Consider the following 17,210-nt stretch of genomic DNA (forward strand, 5'->3'; position numbering starts at 1 on the left):
CTTTGATTACACTTTCCATATGTAAACAAAGTCAGTGCGGTTGGCCCATGGGAGTGGGAATTCCACTTTTTTTAATTTGATTTCATTGTTTCTTAAGTAATCGCGGATCTCTTTGTCTCGGAATATCGTTTCACTAAAGGAGATTTCGCCAGAATTGGTGACAGATTGTATCTTTGCCGTATAATTGACTGTATTGCCGAAGTAGTCGATATTGCTATTGAGATTTACCGCCAAACAGTTGCCAGTGTGGATTGAAATTCGTATCCGAACCGGGGTGTGTTTGTTTTCCGGGTGAAACCACTCTTGCATTTCTTTGGCTGCTTTTAAGGCTTGGAGGGGGGACGAAAAACTTGCCATAACGGCGTCACCAATCGTTTTGACAACCACTCCTCGGAAGTTTTGGATGATTTGGTTGGTCTTGATAAAATGTTCCCTAACTTGCAAAAAGGCACCGTGGTCACCTTCCGTTTCATAGAACTTGGTTGATCCAACAATGTCCGTGAACAAAATTGTTTTGATGCCTATGTCCAATTGTAAATTGGTAGCAATTGCTTCTTCGGAAAACAGGTCTCGGAATTCCTGGTAATCAAAAATCTCTGATGGTCTTAGGCTATTCTGATCCTCACTCCTTTCTTCTAAGACAATGGTTACATCTTCTTCCGAATCATTTTCAAAAACCAAATTGGGTTTCGGGATCACCTTGATCTCTTCTTCATTTGTTTCGGGTAACCACAAAATATCAGTTTGGTTGTGCGTTTGTTTGGATTCTACCAATCGGTACTTTTTATCGCCTTTTTTCCTAAGTCGGTAAACCCCCGAACCAATGAGTAAATTGGATGAAAAGGATTTTCGCCCTCCCACTCGTTTTGTTAACAAAATATGTTGTTTGGTAGCAGGTTCTGCGGCACAATACATTTGTTTTTCGACGATTCGAACACTTGGGTGGATATGAAACGTAACCTCGATGGAGTTGACTCCTGTTGTGTCAAAATCGATTTCACAAACGTCACATTGGTCCTTCGAAGGCATATCACCTAGTTTTGTAAGTGATGTTCGAACCCCTCTACAATGTGGGCATACAATATCCCAACTGAGCGTAAAAATTCCTAATCGGCAGCCATGCAAAAACAAAAAAAGGACCTCATCAGGATTTAAATTCAAATGTCGACTAACGAATTTTATGCGAATTCGATCCAAATCGTTGTCAGGTGATTGTTTGATCCAAGAGAATACTTTTTCGATGGTCTCTTTTTGTATTCCTTTTTCGACAAGGATTTGGATTTGTTTGTCTAGTTTTTCCTGATGGATCCATTGTGCTTCTGGGAAAAAGGAATTATCTTTTCCACTAAGAGTTTGCAGTTTTGGTTTTCTTTGTTTGATTTCCTCTTCGATTTCCTTAAATCCCTTTTGGAAGGAATCTTTTAGGCGTGGGAGTGCAATCTCTAAGATTTTTTTTGTGAAAAAATTGCGAGGTATGGCTCCTAAATAAACATAAATTTTACAACGTGATTCTCCTAGAGGTTCTGCAATGATTTTGAGACGAATGTATTTTGCAAACCCTCGTTTGTAGATCCGTGCATTGCCAATCTCTTTTAGGTATTCCCATTCCCAAGGGACTTCCTCCCATTCCAATTGGAACCCAGCTTGTTTTGTTTTACCGATGAGTTTTCCGTTTTTCTCAGTATATTGGAACCGAGGCAACCCAATTCTTTTATTAAAGGAGGAAGTATCAATTAGGTAGGGCCAAACCTCTTCCCTTGTGATAGACAAATCAAATTCCCACAGGTTGTCCATGTGTTTACCCAGAGATTTCCATGGTTCCTCCCATGGGTATTTTTGCAGAATGGTACTTAGATCGATCATAATGGCCTAACTATCACAGAGGATTTGCCCCCATTTCCTTTGACTGTTAATTCTCCGTTTGATTCAGAAATTTTTTCAGCATTTGAAAGTACAATTTGTACGCCATTTGGATAAACAAATCTAGGAATTTTAATCTGGCAAGGCTCAGTTATGTTTGTATCGGAAATCCATTCCAAAACAAATTCCCTTGTATCCATTTGGAAAAACATCTTTGTAGGAGTTCCTTGGATCATGGACGCATATGGCCTACAAAATCCTTCGATGGCACGCCCCCCTCCGCCATACACATCGGGATCAGATCCGGGAATGATTTGGTCTTTGGAGAAAATACTTAAATCTTCTTGGTTCCAACCATCACCCACCATCAAATCGTTTTCATTGGAAGCGGTGTAGTTCCAAAGAGTATTTGATAAAAATAATGTATCCATTGCATTGTACATCGCATCGAGTGCCATTACATGCCGTTTCCAAATGTTTGGAGAATGATTTCCTTTTTTCCACTCCTTGTAAGCCTTTCCACCTTGTAAGTCAAAAGGAATTCCAAATTCTCCAACAAGGCTAGGAATTTTCCCTGGAACAGAATCTGCCGTGTTTTTAATGCGAGTTAGCTGGCGAACATACATCGATTCAATTCCTGATTTCCCAAAAACAGGTCGTTTGGTAAGCGTATCAATGGCGATAGGATACAAAAACGTTTTGAATAGAAGGGTGAGTATATCATACCAATGTGCAGCATTCACTGCTAGAGGGGGCACTTCACCATTAAGATGTGGATGAGTAAAAGCATCAGACGCTTCCCGTTCAATGAATACCATCCAGTCGCTACGAATGGCTTGGATGGTTTTCCCTACAGTTCGCATAAAAGGAATCAAATAATCCCGATCAAAATCAATTTCCTTACCATTTACTTTTTGGAAAAAATCATTTTTTTCGATAAAGGGTGTTCCATCTTTTGTGATGGTATATGCTCCTTCCAATTGGAATGGATCACCTGGTGATTCAGGTAACCAAATCGAAATTTGGTTTTCGTTCACGCTCACAGTTTTTGTGGGAACAAAACCTCCTTTCCAAACCTTAAGAGTGAGATATGGCAAATCCACAGAATGTCCATGCGAAGAATACAAGGCATCAATCGGTGACCAAGCAAGTCCAGGTTTAGCAGGGTCTTCCTCTTTATTGATCAGGCCTCGATCATTCATGGCTCGACCTATGAATCCTTTGCCTGGTTCATTTAAAGAATCAAATCCCAATACAAAATCAAATTGTTTCACTCTTTCGGCAATTTGTTTCATACAACTTAGATAGTGGTCTTGTAGGTAGTCTTGTACATTTTTGCCATCGATTAGAAAATGAGGGGCAAAGTCACGACCTCCAAAAAACAATGTCCATAAAATACCGTTTCCAGCATAACGATAGTTTTGTGACCAGCACATCGTTGGGTAATTGTTCTCCTGGCGAATTCCTGGGTTTGAATAATCATATGCACGTTGCATCACAATGGCAGCATCGGCTTCCGATAATTTTTTAAAATCAATTCCAAGTTTTTCGAAAATCCAACCTGGAGCACCATCTCCACCTGTCATTCTCGACCAAACATCTTGGTGGAAATCAATGAAAACGTAAAATCCATATTCTCCTGCTAAGCGGACAATCTCTGTGAAATAGTTTAAGTAAGCTTCATCATATTCACCTGGACCTTTGTGTTCAACTGCCTCCCAAGTGGTTAATAATCGTAAAACATTGAAACCCCATAATTTTAATCGAGTGAAATGAGTATCCGCTTCTTCCAATGGAAAAGGCCGACCAATGAAACTCACTTCTTTATGATCTGAAAAATCAGTGGGGAATTGTGTACCACCATTTGGGAATGGAACTTTTGTATCTCCTCCCAAATTGACCCCACGAAGGATAACTTTTCTGCCACTTGGGTCTACAAACCATTCGCCCTTTGGAGATAATTTTTTTAATGCCATACGTTTATCCTACTTTGCTCATTTTTTGTGAAGATTCTGAATTCAAATTTTCTTCCGCATAATAGTTTAAATAACCTAATAAAAAATAAAAAACAATGAGTACTTCATCGTCTTGGAAATAACATTGTAAGAGTCCAGAAGCAAAAAAACCAACTAGTCCATAAGTCATAAACCGAATCGATTTTGGAACATTCGAATTTAATAGATGATACATAATCGTTGCAAATAAAATTAAATACAAAACACTTTGAGGGAATCCAAATACGGCTGTTAAGTGAAAATAATCATTGTGTGCATGTCCTCGTTGGGTCACTTCATAAAAAAAGGCGAGTTCTCTATTTTCCTTTTCTTTGTTTTTCCTTGAGATTTCGATTTCCTTTTGGTAATTACCAGAACCAATTCCAAAAATTGGATTCTCTTGGATGAGAGGGAACGTGGAATCCCAAATGAATGTGCGACCCGAGTCTGTGTGTTTTTCACCCCCAAACAATGGATCAACAACTCTTTTCACAGCATTTGTGCTTTTATAACCAACAAATAAAAGGATTAAAAATCCAAGTAAAATGAAACTTGTACGTTTGATCATTTTTTTGGAAATGTCTTTGTCGATGAAAACTAAGATATAAAAACCAAAACTGACACTTACTAGTGCTCCGAGGAGGGATGACCTTGCATTGTTAAATAAAAATACAACTGAAACAAGTAAAAGTAAAACAGCATGGATGGTGATATTCATTTTTGGAGATTTGTTGTACCAGGAATCATAAAGACGGAAAACAAAACCTGGAAAGATAAACGCAAGTAACCCACCAAAAGTTAAATGTGTATTCATAAGACCAATTGGAAGATAGATATTCAAAGCACCAATGTTTCCGTAATGGTGTTGGTAGGGCCAAGAACTGGAGGTTTTGTATAAATCAGAGATCAGTCTTGAAAGTCTGGTCATTGAAAAAATCGAAATAAAACCTGTAAAAATAATCACAAGTGAAAAGATAAAAAATGTTTTATATAAATAAGCTTTGTCTTCTTTTTTTATGCCTTGCACGGAAACAAAAGCTGTTACAAGGAAGATATCTTTCATTTCATCACGAAACGCCTGTTTGATGGAATTTAGATCAAACCCTGCTGCTGCAAAATGATACAAAACGGTTACAATTTGCCAAAGGTAAAAAACAAAAAGGATTTTGACTAGGTTACTTGCCAGTTTGGGTTTTTCATTCAGAAATAGGAAAAATACAAAAGATAAGAGTAAAAATAGTTGGCTAAGAGAAACAGAAAGTGCACAGGAAATGATGGACAAGGCAAGAAACGAACGATAGAATCGGTAAATCATAACTTTGGATGAGACTAATCTTTTTCTCTCATTTGTAAAGAGGTAACAGTTGCGAGTTTTATATTTTTCCGATACTTTTTTGCCAAAAACCGATGGGGTAGCTGTTTCCATTAAGAATTTTTCTGAACTTTTGGCGCTCCGTGGCCACCAATTCTGCATTTGTGCTCCCAAATACGGGGATGGGGACTTTGATCGGATGACAGACAATATCCAAGTGATCCGGTTTCGCTCTGGGTATTTGCCGAGTTACCCTGATATCAAGGTCGTTTTGCCATCACCTGGAAAAATCAAACGGATCATCGAGGACTTTAAACCCGACCTCATCCACATCCACACACCAGGCCTACTCGGACTCTATGCGGTGAATGCTGCCGAACGTTTTGGTGTTCCTACCATTGGAACCTATCATACTCTCATGGCTGAACAAGAGATGTATGTTTCTTTTTATCGCCTCTTCAAACTCGATAAACTATTTTTTAAGGCAAACAAATTCAAAAAAAAATTAAATATCGAAGAACTGGACAAAATTGTAAAATTTGATAATTTCAATATTCGTAAAAAAATCATTTTAAAGATTTGTAATGATATTTATAACAGATGTGATGTGGTGATTTCACCAAGCCATCTCATCAAAGAACAACTGATCCAATATGGAATCACTCGCCCGATTACGGTTGTATCCAATGGAATGGACCTCAAACGTTTCCAAGGCAAACCGAAGGAATACGCAAATGGAGATGCTCCAAAATTTTTACATGTAGGCCGAATTTCGTACGAAAAAAACTGTGATATCGTGATCAATGCGTTTAAACTCATCCATGAACAGTTTCCTAAAGCAACTCTCACCATCATTGGAGAAGGGCCAGCAATCCCATCCTTACAACGCCAAGCAGAACACCTAAACATTGAAAATGCAGTTGAGTTCAAAGGATTTGTTCCCAATGCAGTCTTACATGATGTCTATCCGCAGTATGATGTATTTTTAACAGCGTCCACCATGGAGACACAGGGGTTGGTAGTTCTCGAGGCAATCGCATGTGGACTTCCTGCAGTGGGCGTGGATGCATTTGCACTTCCCGAACTCATCAGACACGGCGAAAATGGTTTTATTGCAAAGTCCTTTGATGCAAAGGGAATCGCCCAAGGTGCTTTGGAAATCATTCGTAATCCTACCCTCTATGCTAAGTTTTCCAAACAATCCATTCACATTGCCTCTGGCCATGAGATGGAAAAATGTGTGGATGTTATGGAAGAGGTGTATGGAAAAGTCATCGAAGCCATGAAAGGGAAGGCCAAAAAAACTACCATCTTTGATTTGTTTTTTGATTTTATGCAATGACAAATGGTTTGGGAATTGAAGTTCGATCGTTTCTCAGTGCACTTGCTGTTGGACTCACGATACTTGCGTACATTCCGTACTTAAAAGGCATCAAGTCAGGGAAAGTCCAACCCCATGTATTTTCTTGGATCATATGGGGGCTCACCACTTGTATTGTGTTTTTTGCACAACTGGTAGGCAAAGGTGGGATTGGAACTGTACCCATTGCCATCTCTGGATTTACGACCCTACTCGTCGCTCTTTATGCTTACCAAAAAAGAGGGGAGATCAAAATTACAAAATCAGATTGGTTCTTTTTTGTTTTAGCAATTTCTAGTTTGCCATTTTGGTTTTATTTTTCAAGCCCACTTGCTGCCGTGATTGTTTTATCTTTTGCTGATTCCCTGGGTTTCATTCCCACAATTCGAAAAGGGTATGGATTGCCACATTCGGAACCACTTGGTTTTTATATCATTTTTTTATTCCGGAATGCACTGGTCATCTTGGCCTTGGCTGAATGGAACTTAACAACTACACTTTTCCCAGGTTCTGCGGGACTTGCCTGTCTTGTTTTTGTTTTGGTTGTAAAATACAGACAAAACAAAATTTGAAATTTGATGATCCGCTGGAATGTTATGGTGATTCTTTATTTGGGAGTGGATAAAAGATAACGGACCGAACTTGGTTTCCTTCTTCCGTTTCTTCATACGTTACTTCGGCTTGTTTGGATCTGGCTGGCAAATACAATTGCACGGCTTCCACGAGTTCGTAAGCACTGAGAGTATAGTCTAGAGCTTTGATTGCAAGTTCTAGGCTTAAAAATCGTTCTCGTGTGACCATCTTTGTTTCTGTTCTTTTGGAAATGATCAGCCATTTGTACAATCTTGCCGAACGATTGGTATCGAGTAAATTGCCGATGTCTAGTTTTGCTTTGGGTAGAACTGCTTGTGTTTGGCCAAACCGAATTTCAATTCCCCTTTGTTTTGGCTCACTCAAACGTAAAGAAAGTTGTTTGTCGAACAATTCGTCATCCATGTATTCGATTCGATCACAGGTGGAATAAACGGTTTCACAAAGATTTCCATAATTTTTATGGAAAAAAAATACCTGTAAGATTTTTCCATTGGTTGGGTGGTATAAAACCTTTGCATTGTAATGTTCCATCCTTCCGAATTTGACAAAGGATCGAATTCGTTTGTATAAGTTATACGAAAGACCGAACAAATCTTTGACAACGGGAACATCGGTAATCCCAAGAGCCCTTGTCGCCATATAAAAAGGCTCAAAACTCACATGGCCATCTCGTTTTGCAATTTCTCTGAGGTATTCTGTGATCTCTTCCAATCCTGGTTCCGAGATTTTCATGGGTGAATCTAAGAAATTGATGACCAGTTTTCCACCGTTTTTACCAAGTTCTGCCCATACTTCGTTTAAGTAGTTTCCATCTGCAGTGTAATTGATTTGTTTGCAAGTCTCAATCGGGCATTTGATTTGTTCTTCGAAGTCTTTCTTGTTAGGTGAAGGAAGTTCGACTGTTTGGAATTCCGTACTAAAATCTTCAGCCTTTGTATGAGTGAATGAAAAACTAATGAGTAGAATTATAAGTAAGATTTTATAAACATTGGAAAGAAAAATTGTTTTGTGGAGTTTGCTTATGCACTTCATCAAAATGTTACTTTTTTGAAACATGGCAAACCTCCTTTAGAAGAATGATCCCAATGGTATTAAATTTTTACCAAAGTGTGTTTACATTTTGGATGAGGCGGATTCGTCTCACAACATCTAAGGGATCAATGAGTTCCATACAAGCATGGTCCCCTCGCCAACATTTTGTATTTCCATAAATGGAACAAGGCCTACAAGGCAGATCAACTTGTAAAACTCCTGAATCTTCTTGGGCAAAAGGTCCAAATCCAGAAACTGGGTGGGTGGTCCCATAAATTCCGATCACTGGTTTTTTTAATAAAGCGGCAATGTGAACGTTGGAACTGTCCATTCCGATCATCACATCGAGTCTGTCCATAATCCCAAGTTCACCACGGATTCCTAAATTTCCACCTTGGACGATGTGGACTTGTGTTAGGTTGTTTCGTAAAATTTCCAGTTCTTTGGCTTCATCACGACCACCAAATAAAAATACATGGCAACCAGGGAATTCTGTGACAAGTACTTCGACAAGGCGTTTGCACTTATCGAAACTCCATTCTTTTAGAGCATGTCCCGCAAAAGGAGCAAATCCAAACCACTGGCCATCTTTTTTATCGATCCCGATGGATTTAAAATAATCCTTTGCAAACATTTTTGATTCGCCATCAACATTTAACCATGGGCCTTTTCGGATGGGGGCATCATAACCAGATTTACGGAAAACATTTAGATAACGTTCGACAGTGTGTGGGAGTTGGTTTAATTTTTTATTGTATCGCCTAGTCTGTGCTAATTTTTCCCTTCTACCTTTGATGATTTTGGCATAAGGAACTCCCTTACAACGGAAAAAAAATGCAATCAGTCTCGAACGAACAGATCCATGTAGATCGATCACATTTCCAAAGGGTCCTAGTTTATCGATGTCTCTGTACATCCTCCACAAACCCAAAAGCCCTTTGTATTTTTTGAGATTGATGCCTAAAACATTTAGGTTGGGGATATTATAAAAAAATGGAGCAAAGTTTCCTCTTGTAACAACCGTTAACTGAATATTGGAGTATTTGGCTGCGATTGCGATGAGAGCTGGTGTCATCAAAGCAACATCTCCCATTGCAGAAAACCGAAGTACGAGAAGGTTTGTCATTTTTGATTCTTATAAAGAGATGGGTTTAGATTTTGGTCATTGTACATCTTCATTTGGCGGTATACTTTGACTCGTTTGGTCCCTTTCGCATAATCATCAAACAATTCTTCTAAACATTGTTTTAAGTCTTCTCTTTGGTCGAGTAAAACCGTTAACTTCGATTGGCATTTTTCGATATGTTCTTTGGTTGCAGATGAATCGTTTCTGTTTACCTGTTCTTCCATATGGAAAATTTTTAATTCTAAGATACTCATTCGGTCGAGTAACCATGCAGGAGATTCTGAATTGAGCCTTGCATCAGGTTTTGGTGTTACGGAACGAAACATCTCAATGACAAAATCATCTAACCTTTCTACCATATCGGTTCTTTCTTGGTTGAGTTTGTCAATTTTTCGTTTGAGAGCGACAACTTCTTCTAATGCGATGTCTGGTCTGCGGATTTCGTCTTCAATGTGCCACTGGATGGTATCAATGTGGTTTTTTTGGTAGAGAGTGAATTCTAATGTGCCATCCGGATAAGGATTCGGGTGAGGGGCTTCTTTTTTATGCCAATCCAAAACGGATTCTTGGAAAATAGAGACGGCTTTTGTGGCTTCCAATGCTTTCATAACGTAATGCAATTCACGTTTTCATATGGTTTTTGGGGTTCAATCCAAATATTTCCAAGGTTTTTCGCTTTCTTTTGGCAAACTGAGGAATGTTTTAGTGGGAGATGTGTTTAGTTGTGATCGCCCTTAGGATTCATCCTGAATTTCCCCTTGTCATTGCATCCAATCGTGATGAATTTTTTGAACGGCCTACGGAAGGGTTACATGTTTGGGATACAAATCCAAACATCCTTGCTGGTAAGGATTTAAAAGCAGGTGGGACCTGGCTTGGCGCGAATGCCGTTGGAAAACTTGCATTCCTTACCAATGTCCGCAATTTCCGAAAGCCCCCTCATCCCCATCCAAAATCCAGAGGAGGGCTTGTGACTCAGTTTTTAGAAGTCTGGTCCGAACCATCCATTGGGTATGCAAAACAAGTGGATTCTGAAAGAGAAAATTTTGAAGGATTCAATTTGTTTCTCTTTGATGGAAAGGAAGCAGTTGCGGTGGGCGGGGATCCCTTTTCTACGCAACTTGTGGAAACTGGATTCCATGCTGTGAGTAATGCCAGTTGGAATACAAATTGGCCCAAAACAGAAAAATTGAAATCGCAAATCATCGAAAAAATATCCGATTGGACCAATGGTAAAATGACAAAACCAGAACTCGAAGTGGGAATGTTTTCCTCCTTAAATGATTCTGAACTTGTGAAAGAAGAACATCTTTTGCCTGATACAGGCATTGGCAAAGAACGAGAAAAATACCTTTCGTCTGTGCGGATCAAAACACCTAACTACGGCACACGGGCATCAACACTTGTTTTTTATGGAAAGGATTCTGTCGAGATGGTAGAAAGGTCATTCTCCGATCCGTTATCCGATGGATATACGGAACGGAGAAATGTTTTGCAGTTTTAGGAAATTAGTTTTCCAATCGGAAGTTTTTCATTGGGAAAGCATCTGTGATTTCTTTCACTGCTTGTTTCACTTTTGATTCGTAAGACACATCACCAAAATGTTCTAGGTAATCACAAATCAAATTGCCAACGGCTTCGATTTCTTTTTCCTTCAGTCCACGGGTGGTGAGTGCGGGAGTCCCAAGTCGGATTCCCGATGCAACCGCTGGTGGATTTTTATCAAATGGAATGGCATTTTTGTTTACGGTCACACCGATATGGTCAAGTCCATCGGCAGCGTCTTTTCCAGTGAGGCCTTTTACCGATACATCTAGTAGAACGATGTGGTTGTCAGTCCCACCCGATACCACGCGGAAACCTCGTTTTTGGAAAACCTCTGCGAGTGTTTTTGCGTTTTTCACCACTTGTTTGATATAGGTTTTGAATTCAGGTTGGAGTGCTTCTCCAAAAGCAACTGCTTTTGCGGCAATCACATGCATGAGTGGGCCACCTTGGATCCCTGGGAACACTCGTGAGTTTAATACCTTTTCATTCTCTGCCGAGGAAAGGATGAGTCCACCCCTTGGCCCACGTAAGGTTTTGTGAGTTGTGGTAGTCACAAAATCACAAACACCGATTGGACTTGGGTGTTCTCCAGCGACCACCAAACCAGAGATATGTGCAATGTCAGCCATGATCTTGGCACCGATATCATTTGCAATTTCTCTGAATTTATTATAGTCAATGATACGTGGGTAAGCAGATGCGCCTACAACAATGAGTTTTGGTTTGTGTTCCTTGGCAAGTTTTGCCACTTCATCGTAATTGATGGTTTCTGTTTTTTCATCCACTCCGTAAGGGATTGGTTTGAAATACTTTCCGCTGATGTTCACTGCACTACCATGAGTTAGGTGGCCACCGTGTGCTAAATTCATCCCAAGGAAACTATCCCCAGGTTCAAGTGTAGCAAGGAAAACGGCCATATTCGCCTGTGCACCGCTATGTGGTTGCACGTTTGCATATTCAGCACCGAACATTTTTTTTGCTCTAGCGATTGCGAGTTCTTCTACTTTGTCTGCATTTTCGCAACCATTGTAGTATCGTTTTCCAGGATATCCTTCCGCATATTTATTGGTAAGTGTAGAATGATAAGCTTCGAGAACAGGACGGGAAACAAAGTTTTCACTCGCAATCATTTCGAGGGAATGTTCTTGTCTTTCGTCTTCTTTTTTTAAGGCGGCGTAAACTTCAGGATCTTGTTTTTCTAAATAACTCATGTCGGAATTTCTCTGTGGAGTGTGTAGTCTGGATTTTGGTATTTCTTCTTGCGAATAATTTCAGATTCTCTGAGCACTTGTTTCCGAAAAGTAGAAAAGTCCCTGCCAAAGAAGGAAATTTTTGAAAAATCGGTGGGTGAGGGCAAATTTAAATATAGGAAAACCTCCTGAACCAAATCAATGGCCCATTTTTCTTCGGAAAAAAACGGAGGCAGAGAGGTTAAAAAATCCTTATGTGTCCTTTCTTTGCGGTAATCTGGTTCTTCCGGAGGGTGGTGGAGTACTTCTGCAACTTTGCCAATCAAACTCTCTTCTAAAATTAAAGTTCCATGTTGGACGATGCAACTTCGTTTGCGAAACTGTGCATTACCTGAAATTTTTTTAAACACACCATCTTTTTCCAAAACAAGATCCGATTTTCCCTTCGGATACGATTGGATGTTTTGGGGTGATAATGATTTTGAGATGATACCTAGAATATGGTCGTAACTATCCTTAACCGGAAAAAGTTCCTTTCTTTCTTCTAAATTAAAATACAAAGAATAATTGATATTTCCTGACAATGAATGGAAGACTGTCCCACCACCTGAGGCCCGCCTGGCAATATAACAAAAGTTTGGTTTTGGTTTTTTGCCAAACCCATTCCTTTTCGCTTCCGTTTCGTAGGCACTTACCACATGTTCTTTGATATTTCGGTAAGGGTTTTCGGATAAACCAAGGATGATGGAATCAGGATTTTTCCATAAACGGATCCCTGCTGTGATATTTGATTTTACCATATGAACAGCAATGGATTCCTCGATCGCCAAATTGTAGTAAGGCGATCTAGGCGGGGTAGGTGGAAAGAAAAATACTTTAGAACTCACTCGTTGAAGTATTTTTGGGAAGCTTCATTTAAAAATTTTCGTTCTTTTCTAGATAAGGATTCCATTCCGTTTTTGGAAATTTTTTCTAAAAGTTCGTCCACTTTGGTTTTGGCATTTTCTCGTTTTGCCATTTCTTCTTGGTAACGCATAAACCTACGCTTTTGTAAGTATCGCGATAAAGACCAAGAGGGTAATGTTGATTTGGTCCCACGCCAACCTGTGTAGAGTTTCATTAGGATCACACCACCAATGGCACCACCCAAATGGGCAAAGTGAGCCACTCGTTCTCCTTGGGCAAAAAGAACCATAAGCATCACAATCATCACAAAGTATTTGGCGCGCATCGGAAAGATGAGAAAAACGAGAAGTTCTCTATTGGGCCAAGTCATCCCATAGGCAACAAGGAGGCCATAGATACTGGCACTGGCCCCGACAACGATTCCTTGTGGGATTCCAAAAAATTGAGCGGTGATGGTTCCAATCCCACCAAGAAATGCAGTGAAAAAATAAAATTTAAGGAAAGCACGTTCCCCCCACATTTCAGCAAGTTCGGATCCAAACATCCAAAGGCTTAACATATTAAAAAGGATGTGTAAAAAACTTCCATGTAAGAAGGCATAACTCACAAGTTGCCAAACCCAACCTCGGAATACAAGTTCTGGAGAGAGTCCGAAATAGAGTTCTGCTAAGGGAGATTGTAAGGTGAGTTTTGTCAAAAGTTGCAGAATGAAACAAATCACATTGATGAAAATGAGAGTGCGGACTACGGGAACCATGGGTGGTCCAAATCGAAGTTCATATCCTGGGGTACGAGAGGCCATAAATTCAAGATCGTAAATCTTGAGTGACAAGGAAAGTCGATTTCCTAGCATCGAGGAAGTGATTGTGCAACTCTACGGAGTCCGCGGTTCCATAGCGAGCCCACTCCGAAACCAAGACTACCGCAAAAAGATAACTGAGATTCTAGACCTCTACAAACAATCTGGGGCTGAAGGGTCTGCGGACGAGTTTTGGCAAAATCTTCCCTACCATTTGAAATTTGTCACAGGATCTGACACAACCTGTGTTTCGGTGACGGATGATGATGGGGAAACCTATGTTTTGGATATGGGAACGGGACTCCGCAATTTAGGGGATGAACTTGTTTCGGAATACTTCACAAACCAACTGAAAAAAACAGTTTCGTTTTTCATTACCCACACCCACTGGGATCACATCCAGGGCCTTCCCTTTTTCAAACCCATTTATTTTCCAGATTTCCATCTGCATTTTTACTCCCCGTATTCTGACTTAGAAAAACGCTTACAAAGGCAACAAGAACCTGAGTTTTTCCCTGTGCCCTTGGAGGGAACTGGTTCCGCCAAAGAGTTCAAATTGTTTTTCCCTGGGGACGTTTTGGAGTTTCCTTCGGGGCTAAAGGTGGAGTGTTACCCACTCAAACACCCTGGTGGTTCGTTTGCGTACAAATTCACAAACCGTGCTGGAAAAATTTTTATTTTTGCAACGGATGCTGAGTTCACCGGGGCAGACATGGACCTCATCCATGAGTGTTTGCCATTTTTTGCTGATGCTGACCTATTGATTTTAGATACACAGTATACCTTGGATGAATCATTTTCCAAATTTGATTGGGGTCATACGGCTTATACGATGTCAGTGAATTGTGCTTCGTCTTGGCGTGTTAAAAACTTAGTGCTCACCCACCACGAACCAAGTTATTCCGACGAAAAAATTTATGATATTTATGAAAGTGCCATATTGCACAAACAGCAATTAGGTGAAAAAAAATTAAAAATTCATTTAGCGAGAGAAGGACTTAGATTCCATCTATAATGACTATGAACAAAGAAAAAACATTACGTATCACCATCACAACATTCTTTAGCATTGCTTTACTTGGTGGACTATTTTTTGGTTACATCCTCTCTGAGGTGAACAAAGGAAAAGAATTACAAAAACTTGCTTCCTACCAACCCACAACGCCTACCAAACTTTATGACACAAACGGTGTGCTCATTGCAGAGTTATACCGACACAAACAAGAACTCTTAAAATACAGTGATATCCCTCCTCATGTGATCCATGCATTTTTATCTGTTGAGGATGATAACTTTTTTAATCACTTTGGAATCGACTTTTTGGCCATTGTTCGTGCTGCCATTAAAAATATTTTTGCAGGACGAATTGTCCAAGGTGGATCTACCTTAACACAACAGTTGGCAAAAACCATTTTGCAACAACGGAAAAAAACCTTTGGTCGTAAATTCTTAGAAGCACTTCTTACCTTACAAATCGAACAAGAATACACCAAAGAAGAAATCTTGGAAATTTATTTTAACTTAATTTATTTGGGACATGGAACAACAGGATTGTCATCTGCGGCCAATGTTTATTTCCAAAAAGATGTAAGGGACTTAAGTATTGCGGAAGCGGCAATGCTTGCAAGGCTTCCCAAGGCACCTGTAACGTACTCTCCTTTCAAAAATCCAAAAGAAGCCAAACAAGCCCATATGGTAGTGCTTGGCCTTATGGCAAAAAATGGATTTATCCCAAAAGACCAAGTGCAAAAGATCCATGATGATTTTTGGGACCGCTATTGGCCAGTGGTCATCACACAATCTCCATCACGTTCCACATGGGGTGCCAAACTCAACAGGGCTCCGTATTTCACGGAGTGGGTTCGCCAAATTTTAGAAAAGGAATTGGGTGAAGAAGCATTGTATACTGGTGGTCTTCGTGTTTATACCACTTTAGATGTAAGAAAACAAGAAATCGCTGATGAAGAACTCCGCAAAGGGCTTATCGAACAAGATAAATATGCCTTTGGTGCAAACTTTCGTTATGCGGGACGTGCTGACCGTGGCCTTGTTTCGTTATACAATTTGTTTGGTTCCATTTTCCCTGTTGGTGTTCCTTATGTGACAAGCCTAGATGATAGACAAGTCTTTCGTTTGCATTTAGAAAAGGAAATGGCACCTGCATTGGAACTTTTAACAGATTTTGTTCCTTCCGAAAACGAAAGTGCTGCTGTCAAAGAATTCCAAAGATCATCTCTTGTATTCTCTTCCAACTTACATGTGGAAGGTGCCGTCATCACCATTGACCACCAAACAGGGTACATCCAAACTATGGTAGGTGGGTCTAGGTTTTCACCGAAAAACCAATTCAACCGAGCCATGCAAGCAAGACGCCAAACTGGTTCTGCTTTCAAACCATTTGTATACGCAGCAGCGATCCAAAACCGAGCAGTAGGTTCGGGAACAGGGATTATGGATGCTCCACTTACCACCATTACGGAAGAAGGGGAAGGTTATTCACCGCAAGATATCTCTGGAGACTTCCGTGGGATGGTTCCCCTTTCAAGAGCCTTGTCTCTATCACTCAATATTGTTTCTGTCCAAGTTCTTATGAGAACAGGAACAGACTCTGTTATCGATTTTGCCTCCAAAGTCACGAAAACAAACAAGTCTCGTTTCCCAACAGGCCCCGCTCTTGCACTAGGTGTGGCAGAGCTCACACCTTATGAAATGGCCCTTGGTTACTCAATCCTTGCCAATAAAGGAAAAGATGTAATTCCTTTTAGCGTTCGTTATGTGTTAAACCAAAGTGGAACCGTTGTTTACAATAAAGAAAAAGAAGTGCAAGAGACTTTGGCAGAAGAAGCCAAAAATGGAACCATCCAAATCATTCCAGAAGCAACTGCTTATATTATCAAACAGATGTTAATTGGTGTGGCAATGGGTGGAACTCCAACCCAAGCACTCCGAGCTTCTGATAAAGGGAACTATAAAGGGGAATCTGGTGGTAAAACAGGATCCACTTCTTCTTACACCAATGTTTGGTATGCTGGCTTTGACCCAAAATACACATCCATAGTTTGGATGGGTTTTGATAAATCTTCCCTTTCTCTTGGGAAAGGAGTGACCGCTGCTGGGGTTGCCGCTCCCATCTGGGGGAAAATGTATTCCAGGTTTTATAACGAAGGCCCATACCCAAGTTTTTATCCAAACGGAAAATCAGAAGAAATCCCTTCCGATGTGGTGAAAGGGGCAACCTGCGCCTTCAATGGCCTTTCTCCAGGACCAAATTGCCCTCTTACAGGCAATTTATTCTTAAAACCCATCACCATAGCTGGGCGCACTTTGGCTGTTCCTGGTGGGCGCCAATGTGACGGAGATAGAGACCACTACCGTTCTATGGACCTAAATGACTTCTTACAGAGAGAATTGGAAATCACAGACGAGGAATTGAAATAAGGGAGCTCTTTCCAAAGATCCTTTCGCGATATTTCCCAACCGAAAACCAAA

General features: G+C 40.2%; 14 protein-coding genes. 5 read left to right on the forward strand and 9 right to left on the reverse strand.

Annotation, left to right across the window (positions count from 1 at the left end; all coding sequences use genetic code 11):
• Window positions 1-6: 6 nt before the first annotated feature.
• The 3 genes from EHQ62_RS07595 to EHQ62_RS07605 are packed head-to-tail and all read right to left on the reverse strand — an operon-like array spanning window position 7 to window position 5,169.
• Entirely contained in the window at window positions 7-1,863 is a 1,857-nt protein-coding gene (locus EHQ62_RS07595) for an adenylate/guanylate cyclase domain-containing protein (protein WP_135641592.1), read from the reverse strand.
• Complete coding sequence (locus tag EHQ62_RS07600; RefSeq protein WP_135641593.1) at window positions 1,860-3,836, reverse strand: glycoside hydrolase family 5 protein; 1,977 nt, start codon at window positions 3,834-3,836, stop codon at window positions 1,860-1,862. Before EHQ62_RS07600 ends, EHQ62_RS07595 begins: the two co-directional genes overlap by 4 nt.
• A gap of 4 nt (window positions 3,837-3,840) precedes the next feature.
• Window positions 3,841-5,169 (reverse strand): O-antigen ligase family protein, encoded by a 1,329-nt coding sequence (locus EHQ62_RS07605; RefSeq protein WP_135641594.1) that lies wholly within the window; start codon window positions 5,167-5,169, stop codon window positions 3,841-3,843.
• A gap of 49 nt (window positions 5,170-5,218) precedes the next feature.
• Here EHQ62_RS07605 and EHQ62_RS07610 point away from each other — a divergent pair, with 49 nt between their 5' ends.
• Together EHQ62_RS07610 and EHQ62_RS07615 are read left to right on the forward strand one after the other, a co-directional pair.
• Window positions 5,219-6,508 (forward strand): glycosyltransferase, encoded by a 1,290-nt coding sequence (locus EHQ62_RS07610; protein ID WP_135641595.1) that lies wholly within the window; start codon window positions 5,219-5,221, stop codon window positions 6,506-6,508.
• Window positions 6,505-7,098: a hypothetical protein gene (locus EHQ62_RS07615; RefSeq protein ID WP_135641596.1), complete on the forward strand. Its 594-nt coding sequence runs from the start codon at window positions 6,505-6,507 to the stop codon at window positions 7,096-7,098. The genes EHQ62_RS07610 and EHQ62_RS07615 overlap by 4 nt, the downstream gene beginning before the upstream one ends.
• Window positions 7,099-7,120: 22 nt before the next feature.
• Here the strand turns inward: EHQ62_RS07615 and EHQ62_RS07620 are convergent, their stop codons facing one another.
• From EHQ62_RS07620 to EHQ62_RS07630, 3 genes are read right to left on the reverse strand one after another with little or no spacing between them, the layout of a single operon-like run.
• Window positions 7,121-8,176, reverse strand: a complete 1,056-nt coding sequence (locus EHQ62_RS07620; protein ID WP_135641597.1) for a hypothetical protein — start codon at window positions 8,174-8,176, stop codon at window positions 7,121-7,123.
• A 43-nt stretch (window positions 8,177-8,219) separates the two neighbouring features.
• On the reverse strand, window positions 8,220-9,278 hold the full coding sequence (locus EHQ62_RS07625; protein WP_135641598.1) for a glycosyltransferase family 9 protein: 1,059 nt from the start codon (window positions 9,276-9,278) through the stop codon (window positions 8,220-8,222).
• A complete protein-coding gene (locus EHQ62_RS07630) occupies window positions 9,275-9,886 on the reverse strand; it encodes a DUF4254 domain-containing protein (protein ID WP_135641599.1) in 612 nt (203 codons plus the stop codon). The genes EHQ62_RS07625 and EHQ62_RS07630 overlap by 4 nt, the downstream gene beginning before the upstream one ends.
• Before the next feature lie 104 nt (window positions 9,887-9,990).
• Here EHQ62_RS07630 and EHQ62_RS07635 point away from each other — a divergent pair, with 104 nt between their 5' ends.
• Entirely contained in the window at window positions 9,991-10,782 is a 792-nt protein-coding gene (locus tag EHQ62_RS07635; protein WP_135641600.1) for an NRDE family protein, read from the forward strand.
• Window positions 10,783-10,786: 4 nt separating this feature from the next.
• Here EHQ62_RS07635 and glyA read toward each other — a convergent pair whose 3' ends face one another.
• Genes glyA through EHQ62_RS07650 form a run of 3 tightly spaced genes read right to left on the reverse strand, consistent with a single transcriptional unit; the run spans window position 10,787 to window position 13,724 of the window.
• Entirely contained in the window at window positions 10,787-12,037 is a 1,251-nt protein-coding gene (gene glyA / locus EHQ62_RS07640) for a serine hydroxymethyltransferase (protein WP_135641602.1), read from the reverse strand.
• Entirely contained in the window at window positions 12,034-12,903 is an 870-nt protein-coding gene (locus EHQ62_RS07645; protein WP_135641604.1) for a lipoate--protein ligase family protein, read from the reverse strand. The genes glyA and EHQ62_RS07645 overlap by 4 nt, the downstream gene beginning before the upstream one ends.
• On the reverse strand, window positions 12,900-13,724 hold the full coding sequence (locus tag EHQ62_RS07650; RefSeq protein WP_135641714.1) for a rhomboid family intramembrane serine protease: 825 nt from the start codon (window positions 13,722-13,724) through the stop codon (window positions 12,900-12,902). The genes EHQ62_RS07645 and EHQ62_RS07650 overlap by 4 nt, the downstream gene beginning before the upstream one ends.
• A 58-nt stretch (window positions 13,725-13,782) precedes the next feature.
• Here EHQ62_RS07650 and EHQ62_RS07655 point away from each other — a divergent pair, with 58 nt between their 5' ends.
• The gene (locus tag EHQ62_RS07655) at window positions 13,783-14,736 is read left to right on the forward strand and encodes an MBL fold metallo-hydrolase (protein WP_425269534.1); all 954 of its coding nucleotides are present in this window, start codon (window positions 13,783-13,785) and stop codon (window positions 14,734-14,736) included.
• Between the two features lie 5 nt (window positions 14,737-14,741).
• Entirely contained in the window at window positions 14,742-17,159 is a 2,418-nt protein-coding gene (locus tag EHQ62_RS07660; RefSeq protein ID WP_135641607.1) for a penicillin-binding protein 1A, read from the forward strand.
• Window positions 17,160-17,210: the final 51 nt, after the last annotated feature.

It is taken from the genome of Leptospira jelokensis (assembly GCF_004769635.1).
GTDB lineage: Bacteria > Spirochaetota > Leptospiria > Leptospirales > Leptospiraceae > Leptospira_A > Leptospira_A jelokensis.